Genomic DNA, 21,224 nt, shown 5'->3' with positions numbered 1-21,224 from the left:
CCTTACTACTGATTCTTTAATTCTTCAAGTTCTTCCCAACGCTCAAAAGCGGCTTCAAGGTCAGACTCGAGTTGGGCTAAATGGTTCAATTCCTTAGCTGTTACATCACTGTCTTGCTTGAAAAAGTCTTCGTGACTTACTCGTTCTTGTTGTTTTTCAAGCTCAGCTTCAAGTTGTTCCATTTTATTAGGTAGTTGCTCTAGTTCAAGTTTTAATTTGTAAGAGAGTTTATTTGCTTTGTTATTACTTTTAACGGGTGCCGGCTCTGATTTTTCAACCTTTTTAACTGGCTGTTGTTGCTGCTGCTTTTGCTGCTCTGCTAAATAGTTGGTATAGGCTTCATAATCGCTGTAACCGCCAACGATATCTGTTACCTTGCCGTTACCCTCAAAGGCCCATACACTCGAACACGTATTATCAATAAACTCTCGGTCATGGCTAACTATCAGCACAGTACCTTGGTATTGATTGATGATATCTTCTAGTAACTCTAACGTTTCTATGTCTAAGTCGTTGGTAGGCTCATCAAGAACCAATATATTTGATGGCTTTAAGAATAACTTAGCCAGAAGTAATCTATTTTTTTCACCACCTGAGAGCGCTTTTACGGGGGTACGAGCACGTGCTGGCGGGAACAAAAAGTCTTGTAAATAACCTAATACATGACGAGAACGCCCGCCCATCATGACCTCTTGCTTACCCTCAGCTACGTTGTCCTGAACGGTCGCTTCTTCATCAAGCTTTTCACGGTATTGATCAAAATAAGCAAACTCTAAGTTAACACCTTGCTTTATTTCGCCACTGTCTGCTTTTAAATCACCAAATAGAAGCTTTAATAAGGTCGTTTTACCAATGCCGTTAGGGCCGACTAATCCAATACGATCACCACGCATAACCAAAGTAGAGAAGTCATCAGCAATGATTTTATCTTTAAATGCATGGTGTAAGTGTTTCGCTTCAAACACTAATTTACCTGAACGATCTGCCGTTTCAATATTGAAATCGGTTTTGCCTACTTGATCAACACGCTTTTTACGCTCATTACGTAATTGTTTAAGCTCACGAACACGCCCTTCGTTACGCGTACGACGCGCTTTAACACCTTGGCGGATCCACGCTTCTTCTTCCGCTAAACGCTTATCGAACAATGCATTTTGCGTTTCTTCCACTTTTAAATCATGCGCTTTTTGTTCTAAGTAAGTGGCATAATCACCTGGATAAGAAATTAGTTTACCGCGATCTAAATCTAAAATACGTGTTGCAACGGCGCGAATAAAAGCACGGTCATGCGATATAAATACAATCCCGCCTTTAAACTCTTTTAAAAATTGCTCTAACCACATTACACTTGTCATATCTAAGTGGTTGGTAGGCTCATCGAGTAATAATAAATCAGGCTCGCTCACTAGCGCACGCGCAAGTGCAACTTTACGTAACCAACCACCAGAAAGTGATTCTAGTTTTGCATCGGGGGTTAATTCTAGTTGGGTTAAAACCAGTTGAATACGGCTATCAAAACGCCAGCCATCAGCTGCTTCTAACTTATTTGATAAGCGCTCTAATTTATTGAGTAACTGATCAGTACAATCTGTTTGCAATTGTGTACTTACATGATGAAAATCAATCAGTAAGTTAGCAATTTCCGGCATACCTTGGGCAACATAATCAAATACAGTACCGCTTGCCCCTTTAGGCGGATCTTGTTCTAAACGCGATATTTTTAAACTACCGACTTGGTTTATTTCGCCGTCATCTAGTATTACTTGGCCATCTAATACTTTTAGAAGCGTTGATTTACCCGCACCGTTACGCCCTACAATACATACACGTTCACCGCTTTCTATAACCGCATCGGCATTATCTAATAATGGGTGCGTACCGTAGGCTAATTGTGCTTTTGAAATTCTAATTAAATCCATAATTAATCTTTACTCTTATTCTGCTTGCGCTAAAAACTGCTGCGCCTGAGGTGCAGTAAACGGCCAAAACAATTGCTGGCCTTGTTGATTTTTTAAAACCGGAATACTGATTTGATACTCTAAAATTAATGAGTCATCGCTCATAATATCAATAAGTTGTAATTCATCAGCTGATGAAAGTAACGGTTTTAACAGTTGCTCAGCTTGCTCACACAAGTGGCAACCGTCTGTGTGATATAAAACCCACTTAGCCATGTTTAATTAACCAGCTATTATGAATTTTTTTATTACGTTTAAAATCGGGAGATAAGGTTTTTTCTGAAATATTTTCCGCTTTTAAGCCTAAGCCCATTAAACCTACTTCGTCCATCACAAAGCCGCGTTTATTGTTAGAAAATATAAGCGTACCCGATGGGCTCAATATTTTTTTAACCCAAGTTAAAAGCTTAATGTGATCATTTTGTACATCAAACGCATCTTTCATTCGCTTAGAGTTAGAGAATGTTGGAGGGTCTAAAAAGATCAAGTCGTATTGGCCTTGTGCATGCTCTAGCCATTTTAAACAGTCGGCTTGCTCAAACCGATAACGCGTATTGCTAATATCGTTAAGTGCAAAGTTATCTTGCCCCCATTTTAGGTAGGTTTTAGATAAATCAACGGTAGTAATTGCTTTTGCACCACCTAATGCAGCATGAACCGACGCTGTCCCCGTGTAGGCAAACAAATTTAAAAAGCGTTTATCTTTTGCATATTCTTGAATGTAACGACGCGCAAGACGGTGATCTAAAAATAGTCCGGTGTCTAAGTAATCAAATAAGTTAACTTTAAACTTAGCACCAAACTCCTCTACCACCATGGTTCTGTTTTGCTTAGCCATGGGGGTATATTGTTCTTCACCTTTTTGCTTTTTACGTACTTTTACCGCAATGTTTTCAGGTGCAATATCAAGTTGTTGCGCTGTTAAGCTAATAACATCTTGCAAGCGTTTTTCTGAGGTTTTTTCATCAATTTCTTTTGGTGCTGCGTATTCAAAAATAACCGCTGAATCACCATAAATATCAACCGCAACGTTATATTCAGGAATATCCGCATCATACACGCGATAGGCATGTACTTGATTTTGCTTAAGCCAATTTTTTAAGCCTTGCTTATTCTTTTTCAAGCGATTAGCAAAAGCCATTGAGCCTTCAAAGTTTAAAGCCGGTTTGTCATCCGTGGTAAGACTCACTTGCTTGTCATCAAGTTGATACAAGTTTAATTCAACATCAAGTGGACCATTTTTAAATTTATAACGTTTTTGCTTCACCAATTTAAGCAGTTTAAACAAGCTTTCATCCATGCCTAATAAAGCTAGTTTCCAGTGGTTGAAGTGTTTTTTAAAGCCAACACCTAAACTGCGATGTAAGTTAACCAGCTCAGCCATAGAGCCAATTCGCTCACCATAAGGTAAATTAGAAATAACAACACCCGGCAATTTAGCAACCGCAGTCAATTTAGTTGCATCGCTTTGTTTAAACTTAATTACCGTATCAAGTTCTGCGCGCTGCGCATTGGCAATGGCTTTATCAAGGACATTTGCGTCGTAATCATGGCCAATCAACCACAATTTAGGGTCGGTAATATTTGCTAAAAGCTGCTCTTTTAGTTCTTTAAACTTTGCTACTCTAAAGCTAGGTAAACGTTCAAACGCAAAGCCTTCACGAAATAGACCTGGCGCTTCATTACGCGCCATTCCAGCGGCTTCAATTAAAATAGTACCAGCACCACAACAGGGATCAAATAAAGGCTGATTAACATTTTCAAGCCAGCCACTGCGTTTAATAATTGCTGCAGCTAAATGTTCTTTAATTGGTGCTTTACCTTGACCTTGACGGTAACCACGCTCTGATAAACGCGGGCCTGAATAATCAATATAAAGTGAAACACCATGGCGATTTAAACGTGCAACCACTCGTACATTGGCATCTTGCTTATCAACATTTGGGCGCTGTTCATACAGATCATTAAAATAATCAACAATCGCATCTTTAATCACTAACCCTGAAAACTGGGTATTTTTAAGCGAGTCGTTTGTGCCATTAAAGTCAACAGCAAAGGTTTGCGTAGGCCCAAACCACTCTTGCCAAGGTTGTAAGCGTGCAAATTTATACAAGCTGTCTTTGTCATTTACGCCTTCTTTTTCTTCAATAAGCATAAGTACACGCGTAGCAAAGCGTGTTGATAAACACACCTTTTGCGCTAGCAATGAGTCAGCCTCAAAGCGAACAGAACCCACAGTTTGTTTTGACACCGTAGCGCCAAGCTCTGTAAGTTCATCAACCAATAAATTTTCGATTCCGATAGAAGTAAGTGCGATAAATTGCAAAGTAAAAACCCTTAATAGCTAATTGCGCGGGATTATAACATAGGTTTGCGTACAAATACGCCATAAACACGGTGGGAAAACTAAATTAGATTAAGCGGTTTGACTATCGTACTGTGAGATAATAAGCGGGTGAACACGGTTGTTTAATACGCGGATCACTTCAAACTGTGAGAGTGATAAATTATCGTCAAGCGCAAAGGTTTCGCTTAAATTAATACACACAGAAGCATCAGGGCAATGCTCCACAATTAAAAACTCGCCAGTTTGAGATTCAGAGCTCAAGTTGATAACGGCTTCAGTACTAGGTGTTGTACCCGTGTAGGGTTTAAAAAACCAACTTTTAGCTAAAACGGGCTTTAATTGAAACTTAACCGCGCTGGCATTGAGCGCTATTTGACATAATTGCGCAGGATTCCATAAGTTAAACTGCTCGAGGTAATAATATACCTGCTCATAAAAAGCGGCGTCTTCTAAACTAAAGTAAGGGTTTTTAAAGGTGCAATCTGTTAATTGCCTTAGTTTATAAGGGGTGCATAGTTGCATATCGTCATTTAAATCAAGCAGTAAGCGGTTTTTTTCAGCACACGCTATCCACTGCCATTGCTTTGACGCTTGTAACATTTGCTCCTCCCTACTTAGTACTTAAAAAAATAAAATAAGACAATAAGCTTAGAGTATAGCTGCTTTTGACCATTTTTAAAATGTCTTTTTAGAACATTTATCGAACGATCAAAAGCTTAGATAAAAGATCCTTATAAGCCGTTAATGATCGACTTGACCAATTGTGGTCCTTTATAAATAAATCCAGTGTAAACTTGAATCAAATCAGCCCCTGCGTTCATCTTCTCTTTAGCCGATTGAACGTCATCAATACCGCCTACACCAATGATAGGTAATTGATTATTAGTTAAACGTTTTAGTTCAGAAACAATATGAGTTGAACGCTCTCTAACCGGAGCACCCGATAACCCCCCTGCTTCATCAGCATACTGCTGACCTTGCACTAGGCTACGCTCAAGGGTGGTATTTGTGGCAATCACACCATCAATTTTATTCGTTAATAGTGATTCGCTCACTTGTTCAATTTGAATAGGATCTAAGTCTGGCGCAATTTTAACCAGCATAGGTACATTTTTATTATGCTTGGCAATTAAATCTAACTGCTCATTTTTTAAACTTTGCAATAGGTCATCTAATGCTGCGCCATATTGTAAGTCACGCAATCCTGGTGTATTCGGCGATGAAATATTGACGGTTATGTAAGATGCATACTCAAACACTTTTCGCATACAGTGAATGTAATCATCTTTGCCTTGTTCATTCGGCGTATCTTTATTTTTACCAATATTAATACCTAAAATGCCATCATACTTTGCTGCTTTTACGTTATTTACTAGATTATCAACGCCTTTATTATTAAAGCCCATGCGATTAATAATTGCATTCGACTGTGGCAATCTAAACATACGAGGCTTATCGTTACCTGCTTGTGGACGCGGTGTTACTGTGCCTACTTCGACAAAACCAAACCCCATTTGGGCGAATGCATCAATACACTCGGCATTTTTATCAAGACCAGCGGCAAGCCCTACGGGATTTTTAAATTCGAGGCCTAAAAAGTTCACAGGCTTATTTGCCACACTTTGTGACCACGCGGCACTTAACGGTGTATTTGCAAAGCGACGTAAGTTATTAAGAGCAAAATCATGGGCCCACTCCGCATCACGGGTAAACATAAAACGGCGAGCTAAATCGTAAAACATGAATATAATCCTCTTAAAGTTGTAGACAAAAAAATACCTCAGACAAGGCTGAGGTATTATATAACAAAAAACTGTTTAACGATTAATTTTAATCAGTTGCAGTTTATTACTTTGCAGAGGTATCACAGTTGTGGCCTAGTAACATAAGCTCTCTAAGTGCAACTGAGAATTTTGCAAAGTCATGACTTTGCGATGTTTTAAATTCAGTTAGCATTTGTTTCCAGCGCTGTAACAACAGATCTTGGCTATCCATCCACTGTTCAATTTGGCCATCAACATCACTACTATCACCTTCAAAGCTGTTTAACACTACTTCAGATAATGTACGTTGTTGCCAATCTAACTCTTCACGATATGAAGCACGCGCAAGTGCTTGCCAATGGTTTGAAACAGGTTGATTAGTAATTTGGTCTAAGAACCAATGTAGCCCCATTTGCGCACCAAGTTTGAAGTAAGTGTGCGATACCATATCGATTTTACGATTAGAGTTTTGTGCAATTTGCGTTAAATCCATTACCGAGAATAAGCTTGATAACGATACAATACGCTGTGCAATATCAGCAGGTACACCGCTTTGCGTTAGTTCTTCACGGGCACTTACAATACGATCGCTTTCTGTTTTAACGATGTATTTAGTTAAGTTTTCACTTAAATCTACAAATGTTGGTGAGAATATTTCGATCGCTTGCTCAATTGATTGTGCTTTGGTGCGATGACGTAAGAACCAACGTGTTGCACGGCGAACTGTACGTCGTAACTGGTATAACATTTCTGTTTGTACGCTCGATGGTATCTTATTATCAAGATCACTAATAGATAACCATGTTTCACGCATTTGGAAAATTTCACTTGCGATTGAGTAACACAATGCAATTTCAGCTTCATTTGCACCGGTTTCTTCATTCATACGCACCATAAAGTTTAAGCCCATATCATTAACAATATTATTTGCTAATTTAGTGGCAATAATCTCTTTGCGTAGCGGATGATTATCCATTGCATCATTAAATTTCTCACGTAATGGACGCGGGAATGATTTAACTAATAACTGACGGTAATAAGGGTTTTCTGTAATTTCATCAGTGACTAATGACTCTTTGAGCACCATTTTCGCATAAGAAACCAATACAGATAACTCAGGGCGCGTTAAATCTTTACCTGCGGCGGCGCGTTCTGCCAGCTCTTCATCAGTAGGAATAAACTCAATTGCACGGTCTAGCTTGCCATCTTTTTCAAGCGCATGGATAAAGCGTACTTTTTCTTTAAGCGTAGAGGTTCCTTTCGATTGAGTAATCGATAAGGTATGCGTTTGACGATAACAATCTTTAAGTACTAATTCAGACACTTCATCAGTCATTGAATAAAGTAGTTCGTCACGTTGCTTACGTGTTAAGTCGCCTTCCGCAACTAAACCATTGAGTAAAATTTTAATATTTACTTCGTTATCTGAACACGCAACCCCACCTACGTTATCGATAAAGTCAGTATTTACACGACCGCCTTGAGCTGCAAACTCAATACGACCTAGTTGGGTTGCACCTAAGTTACCACCTTCACCAAATACTTTAGCACCAAGGTCTTTACCATTTATGCGCAGCGCATCGTTTGCACGATCCCCAACATCAGCATCAGTTTCTTTAGAATGCTTAATGTAAGTACCGATACCGCCATTCCACAATAAATCATAGTTCATCATTAATGATGCTTTGATCAACTCATTTGGCGTCATGCTGGCTTTTTTAGTGCCTAACATCTTTTTCATTTCAGGCGTAAGCGTAATCGACTTAGCAGCACGCGAGAAGATACCACCACCGCTTGAGATTAACTCTTTATTGTAATCTTCCCATGATGAACGCGGTAAATTAAATAAACGCTCACGCTCTGGGTAAGAAGCTGCTGCATCTGGGTTTGGATCAACGAAAATATGTAAGTGGTTAAATGCCACTTGCAAGCGAATATGCTTTGATAACAGCATACCATTACCAAATACGTCACCGGCCATGTCGCCAATAGCAACTGCTGTAAAGTCTGTTGTTTGACAGTTAATATCCATTTCACGGAAATGACGTTTAACAGACTCCCATGCACCACGCGCTGTGATACCCATTTTCTTATGGTCATAACCTACAGAACCACCTGATGCAAACGCATCACCTAGCCAGAAGTTATATTCGTTTGCGATGCCATTGGCAATGTCAGAGAATGTTGCTGTGCCTTTATCCGCTGCTACTACTAGGTACGCATCGTCTTCATCATGGCGAGTAACATCAACAGCAGGTACTATTTCACCGCGGTCAATATTATCTGTAATGTCTAATAAACCACGAATGAAGATTTTATAACATTCTTGGCCTTCTTTAATAAACGCTTCACGTTCACTAGGTAGTTGTTTACATACAAATCCACCTTTAGAACCTACCGGTACAATAACGGTATTTTTTACTTGTTGCGCTTTTACTAAGCCAAGTACTTCTGTACGGAAATCTTCACGACGGTCTGACCAACGCAACCCACCACGGGCAACTTTACCAAAACGTAAATGCACACCTTCAACACGTGGAGAATAAACAAATATCTCAAACGCTGGAACAGGTAGTGGGACTTCTGGAATTAAACTTGGCTGAATTTTAAGTGAGATGTAAGACTTAAATTTGCCTTCAGCATCTTTTTGGAAGTAGTTAGTACGCAGTGTGGCAACAATCATATCAACGTATAAACGGATAATACGATCATCATCAAGGTTGGCAACGTTTTCTAACTCTGCGTAAATTTCCAAGCCTAGCTTTTCAAGCGTTTTAGCACTTGCAGGGCTTTTTACAGAGAACTTTTTAGAGAATAAGTTTACAATTTTAGCGGCAATATGCGGGTAATTCGCAAAGGTGCTTTCAATATACGTTTGCGAGAAAGTGACCCCAATTTGGCGCATGTATTTTGCGTATGCACGTAAAATTGAAGATTCACGACCCGTTAAACCACCCATTAACACAAGACGGTTAAAGCCATCGTTTTCTAAGCGGTTTGCCCATACACTGGTTAACGCAGCACGAAAACGTGCAGAGATCTTGTCAAAATCAGCCATCCCTTTGCTATCAATTAGCATTGAGAAGTCCATGATCCAATTAACGCGACCATCACTGGTTTTAACCGAGTATGGCGTTTCACCTACAACACGTAAGCCAAAATTTTCAAGCATTGGCATAACATCAGATAAATGAATTGGCTCATCTTTATGGAATAAGCTTAAACGTACGATGTTACTACTTGCTTCTTCTTGCGGACGATAAAACAACATTTCTAACTTGTTATCATCGCTTAGCATTTCTAGCTTTTCAATATCGACCACTGCAGCGCTAGGTAATACTTCTTCTTTGTATGAGCGTGCAAACGCATTGCAATATTTACGGTTTAATTCATTACCACGGGCCTCACCAGCAGATTCAAGTAAGGCTGATTGTAATTTATCTTCCCAAGTACGAGCGGCTTCTATTAGATTGTTTTCTATATCTTTCACGTTATATTCAATATTGTTGTCGGTCACACGAACAGTGTAATGGGTACGCGCCAGTGTAGACTCAGAGAAATAGGTAGTAAATTCGACTTTTACGTCAGAATTAAATGCGTTGGCTAAAATAGCCTGCGTTTCGCGGCGCAGCGCTGTATTATAACGCTCACGAGGTACGTAAACCATGCATGATAAAAAACGGCCGTATGCATCTTTGCGTACAAATAAACGACACATATCGCGTTCTTGTATTTGCAATACGCCCATGGCAACTTCAAGTAACTCATTCTCACGAGCTTGTACCAGTTCGTCGCGTGGGTAAGTTTCTAATATATTTAATACGGCTTTGTATGCATGTGTCCCTTTAGCGAAGTCACACATATCCATAATACGATTAATTTTACTTTTAAGGACCGGTACATCAGCAGCACTATTGTTATAAAAGTTTGATGAAAACAAACCAATAAAACGGTCTTCACCAATAACATTGCCTTTGTCATCAAAACGTTTAACACCCACATAATCTATATAAGCTGGGCGATGAACACGAGACAATGAATTAGTTTTAGTTAAAATTAATAAGTTACTGCTTCGCGCTTCTCTTTGCGCTACTTCTGGCAGTTCAGAAAGCAAACGTGTGTGTTCTGCATCAGAGTTTTTCATTAACCCTAAGCTAGTATCCATTTTGCCTTTTAATTGATAATCGCCCTGAACTGGCGACAGCTCATATTGACGGTAACCCATTAAAGTAAAGTTATCTTTTACTAGCCAATCTAAAAACTCAACGGTTTCGTTGATTTCATTATCATTTTTATCTTTATGGCTTTTAGGCAGGTTTTTACTAACCGCTATGAGTTTTTCACGAATAGGCTGCCAATCTTCAACGGCAACCGAAACATCAACCAATACAGATTCAAGCTCTTTTTTGAAAGACTCAATAACAGATGCATCTGTTTGGCGGTCAATTTCTATAAAAAACACTGTTTTTGTTGATGTTGATTCTTGCTCTGCTTTTAAGCTTGATAACCCTGATATTTTTTCGTTTTTATCACGTTGAATTTTCAGTGGGCTATGCAATAGCAAGTGAGAGGCGATGTTTTCTCGTGTCATGGCCATACGTACAGAGTCGACTAAAAACGGCATGTCTTTAGCGATAATCTCTACAATGGTATGTGATGACTGCCAGCCATCTTTTGCCACTTCAGGATTGAAAACGCGAATAACTGCGTCATCTGATGTATTTTTTTCTAGCGAATTCCAAAGGCTGAGTGCAGCACCATATAAGTCACTGTCGTTACGATTAGCCAAATCCTCTTTAGACATATTGCTGTACAAGGCTTTGGCGAATTTCTCAACGAGTAACACATTATCAGCGCGAACTTTTTTCTGGATAAGCTTACAGACGTTATCTAAAATAACCGAGGCTTGGCCTTCATTTCGTGTCATTGTATGTTCCTTAATCTATCACTGCTAGTTTAGCAGAATATTTGTACAGCCATTTATTAGCGTGGAGTCAGCTAAATTCTAACCCTTTTGAAACTAATAAACAGCCTTTTCGATGAAAACATTTTAAGCATTTCAGCTATTTGGTCATCTATTCACAAAATATAGATATAAATGGCCATTACTGGCCATTTTGGAGCAAATTTATTCACCTTCTTTTTTCTGGTCAGTCCAGAGTAAGCTACCAATTGCAGGTAAAAGTAACACTGCGCCTAACATATTTACTAAAAACATAAAGGTAAGCAGAATTCCCATATCAACTTGGAACTTCAAATCAGAAAAAATCCACGTACTTACACCAATTGCTAACGTAATACCGGTAAATAACACCGCACTACCACGTTCAACTAATGCATTACGATAAGCAATACTCAACGGCACGTTTTGTTTTAACTGCCCCATCATCGATGACAAAATATAAATACCGTAATCAACACCAATACCAACACCCAAAGCAATTACTGGTAAAGTTGAAACAGTTAAACCAATTTCAAGCTGCACCATAAGCGCCTGTGCAAGGGTTGACACTATGTACAAGGGTAACACCACCGCAATAGTTGCTTTTACGCTCTTAAAGCTAAGTAAACATAAAATAATTACTGCACCGTAAACATAGAGCATCATAGGGATTTGCGCGGCTGAAACAGACTCGTTAGTTGCAGCCATTACGCCTACAGGGCCTGATGCTAATTTGAAAGCAAGTTTTTCTGTGCCCTCTTCAACAGCAAATTGTTTTACTTTTGCAATCACGTTATCAATAGTTTGTGCTTTGTGATCGTCTAAAAATATGATCACTGGCATTACTGAACAATCGCCATTGAGTAAGCCAGTGCTTGTTTCAACTCGAGAGGTTGATTGCACTAAACTGGCAGAATTGCGCGGCAAACTTTGCCATTTTAAATTACCCTCGTTATAACCGGCATTAACCGACTGAGCCACTGAACTTAGGCTCACAGCAGATTGTACACCGGCTAAATTTTCAACTTTATATTGAAAACGCGATATACGCTCCATTACATCATGTTCAGTACAGGCTGCAGGGTAAGCCTCTACAATGACTTTAAGGATATCAGATGAAATTGTGTATTTGTCCGATATTAAGAAAGTATCTTGGTTGTAACGTGCATCTTGGTGCAAGGATGGTGCTCCCGCATGTAAATCACCAATACGCATTTTATCTGCTTGCCAATAGCCCAGTGCGAATAAAACCAGCGTGAAACCAATAATGATTTTTGCTGTTTTTGGGTCGGTTGCTTTAACTAACAAATCGCGCATAGCATCAAGTATATTCGGTTTGTTGGCATCACCTGATTGAATATGGATGCTGTTTTCAAAGCGCATATATGATGCCCACACTGGCAACAAAATCAGATTAGTAAATATAATCACCGCCACCCCTAAACTCGCAGTAATAGCAAGTTCACGAATAATACCGATGTCAATGGTTAAGAGGGTTAAAAAGCCGACCGTATCAGATAACAACGCAATCCCGCCAGGCACAAGTAAAGCCCTAAAGCTTGATTGGCAACATACTGATGTAGTTTTGCCCTCTGCAACCTTTTTGCCAATCGCATTAATCATTTGCACACCATGGCTCACACCAATAGCAAAAACTAAAAACGGCACTAAAATAGACATAGGATCAAGGCCAAAGCCTAAACTAGAGAGCAGTCCTAACTGCCAAATTACAGCAATAATAGAACACACAATCGGTAAAATAGTGAGCTTTAAGCTGCCACAAAATAGCCATACCATGACAAAAGTAAACGCAATCGCGATGGCAAAAAATAAAACAACCCCTTTTGCACCTTCGGCGATGTCGCCGGCCATTTTTGCAAAGCCGATAATATGAATACTTATATCGTCTGTACTGAGCGGCTCACGGATTTCGCTTTCTAACTTCTTTGCAAACGCGAGCGTGTCTAATTTTTCTTGTGTTTGCGGGTCGGTTTCTAATAGTTGCGCAGTCACCATGGCACACGAATAATCGCTTGCTATCATACGACCGACTACTTTGGCCTTTTCAATGTTTTCTTTTACAACGCCTAAGCCCTGCTTGTCTGCTTTAAAGTTGGCTGGAATGATAGGTCCGCCAGCAAAGCCGTCTTCAACAACTTCAACAAAACGAGCGCTGGGTGAAAAAATAGAATTTACTAAAGGACGATTTACCCCTGGAATAAAATAAAGCTGATCATGAACTGCTTTTAATTGGGTAAAAAATTCAGGGTTGAAAATATCACCACTGTCGTCACATACTGAAATTAAAATGCTATTAGCACCACCAAACTGTTTCTCATGCTTGGTGTAAACCTTCATGTATTCATGATTAAGCGGGATATTTTTATTAAATGACGCATCAAGCTGAATGTGTGTGGCTTTAAATACCAATAAACAAGTGATCAACACAAAACTTATAAGTACCACTAAGCGGTGTCTAAAAATCGCTTTTTCTAAAAAATCTAAAATTGCTTGCATTAAGGGGTCAACTCCTTCACTTTAATGCCGTTTTCTGTCGCCATGATAAGTCTATCTTTTACAATCACGCCATCAAGAATCGCTTTACCATCAGCCAATTGCTCGTATGAAAGCACATCATCCTTAAGATGAAAAATAACACCGCTATTAGCCAATAATAGCCATTGTTTATCGTTATAATTAATGATGCTGTTTACAGTAGCTGTTTTATCATTGTCTAAGTGCTGCCACTGCCCGCTGTTAGCCTCATTAACAAAAATATTACCGCGTAGTCCAGCTACAATATCTCTTGATGAATCTGATGCAAAACCAAAAAATGAACCAGGGTAAATTTCATCCAAACGTTGCCATGTTTGACCGTCGTCATCACTTTTTGCCATTAACCCCATCTCACCCACTAGCATTAAACCACTGCTGGTCGGTTCTATGCGGTTAAAATGAGGCAAAATAGACGAGGTTTCTATTTCATAACCTTCAGGATCTGTTTGTTTTAAATCATTTAAATAGGCTCTATCTTCACTAAATAATAGCGAATCTAAAAAACGTTTTTGCCAATTTTTTCCGCCATCAGTTGTTTGATAAAACATACCATAGGCACCAACCGCATAGCCATGTAAGTCATCTTTAAAATAAATATCTAAACAGGGTTTATCTAAGCTCGGTTTTGATTGTTGTAATTGCCAATTTTCACCACCATCGGTGGTATTGATAATTGTGGCGTCATGTCCACATGCCCAGCCATTAGAATCGTTGGTAAATTCAACCGCTGTTAATAATACTTGTGTAGGTACCGATTGCGCTTGTTGCCAGTCACTACCATCAACACTTTTAATCACTGTCCCGTGTTTACCCACAGCAATAAGCCCGGCTGAGGTTTGGGTAATATCGGTAAGGAGTGTTTTATCTGCATTAATTGCGCTAATCGCACTTTGAGGTGCGTCTTGTGCAAAACTCGCACCGCTTAGGATCAGGCTGGCATAGACCAAATACTTCATAAATTAAATTCGCCTTGAACTGAGGATTTGTTTGTCTGTTATAAGGAGGAAAACCTGTGCGTTAATAGACAAACGCGATGTGAAACAAAAAAGGCACCTAGGAAACTAGGTGCCAGCTTTTATACTATCTGCCAGCGCGACGTAAAGCGCTCGATGTGAACTCATTATCATTAAATGACTGAGAAAAATCATACATCTTTTCTTGGTTATCTAAACCAATGGCTAAGTAGCGACGTGAGTTAAGGTCGTGGTAAACCTCAAGCGTACTCCACTGAGTCGGTACTTCGTAGTAGTTAAGGCCATAAGCCATTGCTACACGATACAGTTGGTCGCGATTATCGTATATATCGGTAACATGTACTTGCCAGCTGTCTTCATCAATGTAGAACACACGTTTTTTATAAATATGGCGCGTGTCATCTTTTAAGTTTGCTTCAACAACCCACACACGGTGTTTTTCATAACGTGTATGCTCTGGGTTGATGTGGCCCGGCTTTAAAATATCATCATAGGTTAGCTTATCGCTGTGAAGCTTGTAGCTATTGTATGGGATGTAAAGCTCTTGCTTGCCTTTTAGCGTCCAGTTATAACGATTTGGTGAGCCGTTAAACATGTCAAAATCATCGGTTGTACGCAAGCTATCTGCTGCTGTACCCGGAGCATCATACGCTACATTAGGTGCACGACGAACACGACGCTGACCTGAATTATACGTCCACGCTTGACGTGGTGTTAATATTTGATCCATGGTTTCATGTACTAACAATGCCGTACCTGCCAAACGTGCTGGCTCTGTCACTTGCTGTTTAAACTTAAACAAAATATTAGAGTCTTGCAGCTCAGCAGGCGTTGCATTTGGATCAGAATATTTAACTAATAGTTGCTCATCAAAGCCAACATAGTTGTACGACCCCGATGCCGTTGGCGCTGCTTGACCACCAAAGCGCTCAATTGATTGACCACGATAGCGAAGTAAATGGTTCCAAATTGCTTCTAAACCTGTTTTAGGAATTGGAAATGGAATACCAATTGCAGTGTTCTTAATGCCGTTACCGCCTTCAACTAATTCAGCTGTAGTAGCAAATTTCTTTGTCGCATCGTATACAAACTGTGGGTATGATGCTGAACGACGTGTTTTGTAAATAGGCATTTTAAACGTATCTGGGTACGCTTCAAATAATGCTATTTGCCCAGGGCTTAAATTTTCTTTGTACTTATCAATATTGCTTTTATCTATAGTAAACAATACTTCATCAGTTGCGTAAGGGTCTAAGTGGTGCATACCTGGCTCATAACCTGCTGGTGCAGCAGTAATACCGCCGTTCCACGCTGGGATTGAACCATCTGCATTAGCTGCTTTTTCTGCCCCAATTGGGCTTAGGTCTTTACCTAGACGCGCAGCTTCTTCTGGACTAATTTTAGCCAGTGCTGTGTGACTTGCAAACAAACTACAAAACGCTGTAGCAATGAGGGTAGGTTTTTTAATCATAATAATGTTACCCCTAGATAGAATATTTTAAGTTAAAAGAAACGTAATCTCGGTCAGAGAAAGTGTTGGTGTCGCCACCACCCCAAAATGAGTTGTAACTTACATCTAAAGACCATGCATTTTGGTAATTAAAGCTCATAGTAGCACCTAGTGACTTACGATCTTCAATGAATAAGAACATTGGATCAGGCGTATTACCATTAACATCATGCGAGAACACAAAACGAGGTGAGAAGTTAATACCATTGTAAATATTAAAGTAATCACCTTTGGCAATTAAGCGATAACCCCAAGACGACGCCGTAGCAAACGATTTTTGCTCAGGACCATTTGATAAAGCCATATGCAATGCAGAATAGTCTGAACTACCTGGGCCTTGCATAATACCGCTTCGACCAGTACCAGAAACATTTAAACGCATTTCATCGTATTCAGGCATATTGTTGATGCGAACACCACCAATTTCACCGACAACTGCCCAGCTATCAGCACCTAATGAAGGGCCGAATAAATGCGTTGCCGTAAACTGTAGCTGTGAAGTATTACGTTCGATGTAACCTTTAGCCAGCTCGCCTGGACCTACAACACTTGCAGCATCACCTTTACTCATTTGCGAAATACCCGCAAATTCAGGGCGTAAGCCGGCAATCGCTAATTGCTCAGGCATAGCTGCATAAAGTAATTCTACGTCATCGATTTGTAGTGGTTCGTCTTCACGGAAAGTGAATTCACCTGCAAACGCGGTTTCACCCAGCGAGGTATTAAAACTCAAACCATAAAGTTTAATATCTTCAGGGTATTCGTTTGTCGCTTTAGCAAATGCTTTTAAGTCAGAGACGTTATCAGAGGTAATTTCAGTGGTGGCAATCATCGCTAAATCTTGTTGCAATGATGCTTGCGTGAAATTAGATACGCGGCCCGAAATAAGTGGACGACGGCTGTGATAATTTACATGGTAAAGTGCCACTTCTGTATCGTTCCACTCTGGCAAAAACATACCTAAGCGCAGACCATATTGACCGCCATCATCAGGCTCTGTTTTTCCATCATAGCCTTTACCTTTAAGGGCAACCTTAGTCGGGTACGCTAAGTACATATTGGCCAGTAATTGTTGTCCAGCTGCACTTGATGGGTCAATACCTTGGCTCGCAGCCACTTGGCCATAAGTTGCCATCAGGTTATTCAAGTTATCTGTTAAAAACGCTAAGTCAATATCAGGGTTTGAGGTGAAACCAAGCTGTACATTTTGTTGATAACCGTTTTCAGCCGCAAAATCATTGGTAGAAAAATAAGTCCCTGCTGCAGGTAAACGTGTTTCATGCCATTGATACTGATAAAAGCCCTCTAAGGTCATGTTTTCTGTAAGCCCTAATGATGCCCACAACATACCAACCGGAATAAACGCTTCTTTTAGTTCAGCACCAGGTGCTTTTAATCGGTCAATATCAACCGGGTTTACGTTAATACCATGAGAGATTAATGTACTTTCCCCCCAGTTAACCACTTGTTGACCAACTCGAATAGAAAGCGGGTTTTTGCCTTCATTTAAATCAAAGTTTGCCCACACATACGCATCAAGTAAACGAATGTCAGCACAGCTTTGCTCTTTAGTATCATCATCATCACACGGATCTACACCCTGACCAGATGTTGGATTAACGTAGGCACGATCGCCGTCCATTAATTCAAAATCATAAAAATACATAAAACGAGTAAATAAGCCGTAGTTATCTTTACTTATTGATAGGTCATGCGTGCCTTTTAATAGCTTTGAAAAAGTTTCGCCGCTATCAAAGTTTAAATCGCCTGCATCACCATTATTTGAGTAAGAGCCCGGTTGAGCCCAGACATCTTGAGATGAATAAATTGTATTGATTGCTGGGTTATAACCTGTCCAATCAAATGATGGGTTATTACTTTTACCAATGAGGTTAAAGTCACGGTCTTCTACGCGAATACTTTGCCCATAAGAAAAAGTAGAGTCGAAAGCGATATCAAAACCGCCTACCTCAAATGTTGCAGCCTGTGTCTGTGCTGCTGATAAACCGATAGCCGCAGCTGTTAAGCCGAGTACTATTTTATTTTTAACAAAAAGCGATCTTCTTATCATTTTGGTTCCCCCCTGTCGCGGGTATTTTTTGTGTGATCAAGTTATTGTTTTTAGTGTAATCGTAACGATAGAAGCGAATTAAACAAATTACAAATGGTCGCCTTCAATCAGTTATAAGTTTTTTATTTGTTTAACGTTTACGTATTGGTAAGACGTCATACCAGATAATTTATACACGTAAATTAACAATAGAACAAATCGAAATTAACAAAAAGGCAATATTTGTGTATATCTATATCACAAAAAACAACAGCTAGGCTACTCGTTCGAGACGGATGAACTTGTTTTCATTACTTAAAATAAGTCTAAACCGACCACGAATACCTAAACTAGACATGAAGGGCCGAAGATAATGCGCAGCAAAACGAATTGTTTTGCCGCTATCAGCTGTTACTTGAATTGAGCTATACCGGCCATGGTAATAATCCATGCACTCGTTATAGCTCAAATTTATATAAAAATAATGTTCTATCATGATTTATTGTAAAGCTTTTTCAACCTTTTCAAATAAATCATCGCTTAACCCTTCTAAATTCGAAAGGCGCTCTAATTGCGCTTTCATTGCACTGGCACGGGTTTCATCATAGCGACGCCATGACATAAACGGCGTTAACATACGTGATGCATTTTGCGGGTTAATCGCATTAAGCTTAATTAATAAATCGCCAAGTAATGTATAACCTTGACCATCTAGACGATGAAATTGTGTGGTATTAAAGTGCGAAAAACTCCCCACTAATGCACGAACTCGATTCGGATTTGAAAAATCAAAACATGGATGTGTATACAAGGCCTTAATTTTCTCAATGGCATCATCAGCGCTGTTCATTGCTTGTAGAGCAAACCACTTATCCATTACTAGTACATCATGGCGCCATTGGCTGTCAAAATGCGCAAGTAATTGATTTGATAATGGGTGCGCAGCTTTAACTACACTGCTCAGAGCGCCAAGCACATTAGTCATATTTGTTGATGCTGCTGCCTGCTCAATTAAGCTTGCCGCCTCAGCACTGTCTGTTTTTGCTAAATAGTGCAAGCAAAGTTGTTTTAAAGCGCGAATAGCCACCGCTTTGGCACTCACACTACCATCATCGGTGATTGCCTGATAACAACTTAAAAACTCAGTATGTAGTTGTTTGGCAATTTGTTGTTCGAATAGCTCAATATTGGCAATAATGTCATCAACCGGAATAACGTCAAACTCCGCAGCTAAAGTGTCAAAACTAGGCAGTTTTAACAGCTCAGCAATCAGCGCTAAATCACCCTCTCGTTGCGATATTAGCACCCTAAGTGCATCAATAACGGCATCGCTTAGTGGTGCATTACTAGCTGAAATAACGTTTGCCTTGAGTGCATTAATAAACAATTGTTGTTGTGCATCCCAGCGTGAAAAGTCACTGCGTGCAAAACGCATAATATGTAATAAATCAGCTTCAGTGATCTGTTGATTCAAAATACACGGTGCTGAAAAATCTTCTAGCAATACGGCGGTTGGACTGTGTTCAATATTATCAAAATGAAATGTTTGTTTAGCTTGAGTAACATTTAACACGCTATCAACCTTTTTACCTTGGTATTGCAATGCAATACTTTGGCCTTGCTGATCTAAAAGTTCAATCGCAAAAGGAATATGTAACATCGCATTATCAGGCTGATTCAGGGGCGCAAGTTGTTCTATAGTGAGCGTGAAGATTTGTGCACTTTCATCATACGCTTTGGTAACGTTTAAACGTGGTGTCCCACACTGATTATACCAACGCTTAAATTGTGATAAATCAATTGATGATGCATCACTCATTGCCGCAACAAAATCATCGCAGGTAACCGCTTGGCCATCATGACGCTGAAAATACAGTGTCATGCCTTTTTGAAAATTTTCCTCACCCAACAATGTATGCATCATACGAATAACTTCAGCCCCTTTGTCATACACTGTAACGGTGTAAAAGTTATTCATTTCGATGACTTTTTCTGGGCGTATTGGGTGTGCCATTGGGCCGGCATCTTCGCTAAATTGATGAGTGCGCATCACTTTTACCGCGTCAATTCTATTTAGCGCACGAGAGCCTAAATCACTGCTAAACTCTTGATCTCTAAATACCGTTAAACCTTCTTTTAAAGACAGCTGAAACCAATCACGACAAGTTACACGATTTCCGGTCCAGTTATGAAAGTACTCGTGGCCAACAATAGACTCAATGGTGTGGTAATCTTTATCGGTTGCCGTTTCTTGATTTGCCAGCACACATTTGCTGTTGAAAATGTTTAACCCTTTATTTTCCATTGCTCCCATATTGAAGAAATCAACGGCAACAATCATATAAATATCAAGGTCATACTCTAAATTAAAACGTGACTCATCCCAAGCCATCGCTTTTTTAAGCGACGTCATAGCATGCTCTGTTTTAGGTAAGTTTCCTTTATCGACAAATAACGCTAGGGTGACATCCTTACCACTGCGGGTAGTGTATTTATCGTGTAAAACATCAAAGTCCCCTGCCACTAGAGCAAACAAATAACTCGGCTTTTTGAACGGATCTTGCCATTTTACAAAATGGCGTCCATCTTGCGTTTCACCACTGTCCACTTGGTTACCATTAGAGAGCAAATGCGGAAATGCCGTATCGGCAATAATAGTGACATCAAAAGTTGAAAGTACATCAGGACGATCCATGTAGTAGGTTATTTTTCTAAACCCTTGCGCTTCACATTGAGTACAATAAGCGCCTCCCGATAAGTACAATCCCTCAAGTGATGTGTTTGTTTGCGGTGAAGTTTGCGTCACTATGCTTAACTGACATTCATCAGGCAGATTATTAATGATTAATTGCTGATTTATAATTTTATAATCTGTGAGCTCTGCACCGTCAATCGATAAAGAGATCAAAGTTAAGTCAATGCCATCTAATACCAGAGGGGCATTTGAATCACCCACGCGTTTAAGCGTTAATAAAGCATTTACTTGAGTCGTTAATGGCTGTAAGTCGAAAGTAAGCTCAGTATGCTCGATTGAAAAATCGGGGGCTTTATAGTCTTTTAAATATTCTGCTTGAGGTTTTTGTAGTTCAGTCATGATCACTCCAAAAAAATAGCCCCTTTTAGT

The 21,224-nt window shown here is 39.7% G+C and carries 12 protein-coding genes; all 12 read right to left on the bottom strand.

Annotated features, from left to right (window positions below):
• Positions 1-5: 5 nt before the first annotated feature.
• The 12 genes from uup to pepN all read right to left on the bottom strand — a co-directional run bounded on the left by uup (position 6) and on the right by pepN (position 21,194).
• Positions 6-1,919, bottom strand: coding sequence for an ATP-binding cassette ATPase Uup (gene uup, locus ND6B_RS10325; RefSeq protein ID WP_033103392.1), 1,914 nt, complete (start codon positions 1,917-1,919; stop codon positions 6-8).
• Between the two features lie 15 nt (positions 1,920-1,934).
• Complete coding sequence (locus tag ND6B_RS10330) at positions 1,935-2,174, bottom strand: glutaredoxin family protein (RefSeq protein WP_016900376.1); 240 nt, start codon at positions 2,172-2,174, stop codon at positions 1,935-1,937.
• Entirely contained in the window at positions 2,167-4,284 is a 2,118-nt protein-coding gene (rlmKL, locus tag ND6B_RS10335) for a bifunctional 23S rRNA (guanine(2069)-N(7))-methyltransferase RlmK/23S rRNA (guanine(2445)-N(2))-methyltransferase RlmL (RefSeq protein ID WP_033103391.1), read from the bottom strand. Before rlmKL ends, ND6B_RS10330 begins: the two co-directional genes overlap by 8 nt.
• Positions 4,285-4,374: 90 nt before the next feature.
• Complete coding sequence (locus tag ND6B_RS10340) at positions 4,375-4,905, bottom strand: cell division protein ZapC (RefSeq protein ID WP_033103390.1); 531 nt, start codon at positions 4,903-4,905, stop codon at positions 4,375-4,377.
• Positions 4,906-5,036: 131 nt separating this feature from the next.
• Positions 5,037-6,047, bottom strand: a complete 1,011-nt coding sequence (gene pyrD / locus ND6B_RS10345; RefSeq protein WP_033103389.1) for a quinone-dependent dihydroorotate dehydrogenase — start codon at positions 6,045-6,047, stop codon at positions 5,037-5,039.
• A 106-nt stretch (positions 6,048-6,153) separates the two neighbouring features.
• Positions 6,154-10,995 carry an NAD-glutamate dehydrogenase gene (locus ND6B_RS10350; RefSeq protein ID WP_033103388.1) on the bottom strand — a complete coding sequence of 1,614 codons (4,842 nt, stop codon included), beginning with the start codon at positions 10,993-10,995 and terminating at the stop codon, positions 6,154-6,156.
• A gap of 201 nt (positions 10,996-11,196) precedes the next feature.
• Entirely contained in the window at positions 11,197-13,527 is a 2,331-nt protein-coding gene (locus ND6B_RS10355; protein ID WP_033103387.1) for an efflux RND transporter permease subunit, read from the bottom strand.
• Positions 13,527-14,522 (bottom strand): WD40/YVTN/BNR-like repeat-containing protein, encoded by a 996-nt coding sequence (locus tag ND6B_RS10360; protein WP_033103386.1) that lies wholly within the window; start codon positions 14,520-14,522, stop codon positions 13,527-13,529. Before ND6B_RS10360 ends, ND6B_RS10355 begins: the two co-directional genes overlap by 1 nt.
• A gap of 124 nt (positions 14,523-14,646) precedes the next feature.
• Positions 14,647-16,011 carry a DUF1329 domain-containing protein gene (locus ND6B_RS10365; RefSeq protein ID WP_033103385.1) on the bottom strand — a complete coding sequence of 455 codons (1,365 nt, stop codon included), beginning with the start codon at positions 16,009-16,011 and terminating at the stop codon, positions 14,647-14,649.
• A 13-nt stretch (positions 16,012-16,024) separates the two neighbouring features.
• Entirely contained in the window at positions 16,025-18,121 is a 2,097-nt protein-coding gene (locus ND6B_RS10370; protein WP_028835176.1) for a DUF1302 domain-containing protein, read from the bottom strand.
• A gap of 253 nt (positions 18,122-18,374) precedes the next feature.
• On the bottom strand, positions 18,375-18,596 hold the full coding sequence (locus tag ND6B_RS19930; RefSeq protein WP_016900377.1) for a DUF2835 family protein: 222 nt from the start codon (positions 18,594-18,596) through the stop codon (positions 18,375-18,377).
• 3 nt (positions 18,597-18,599) lie between these two features.
• Positions 18,600-21,194, bottom strand: a complete 2,595-nt coding sequence (gene pepN, locus ND6B_RS10375; RefSeq protein WP_033103384.1) for an aminopeptidase N — start codon at positions 21,192-21,194, stop codon at positions 18,600-18,602.
• Positions 21,195-21,224: the final 30 nt, after the last annotated feature.

This window comes from Pseudoalteromonas sp. ND6B (assembly GCF_000764215.1).
Taxonomy (GTDB): Bacteria; Pseudomonadota; Gammaproteobacteria; order Enterobacterales; family Alteromonadaceae; genus Pseudoalteromonas; species Pseudoalteromonas tetraodonis.
Note: the sequence above shows the minus strand (reverse complement) of the source record. Positions and strands in the feature narration are given on the sequence as shown.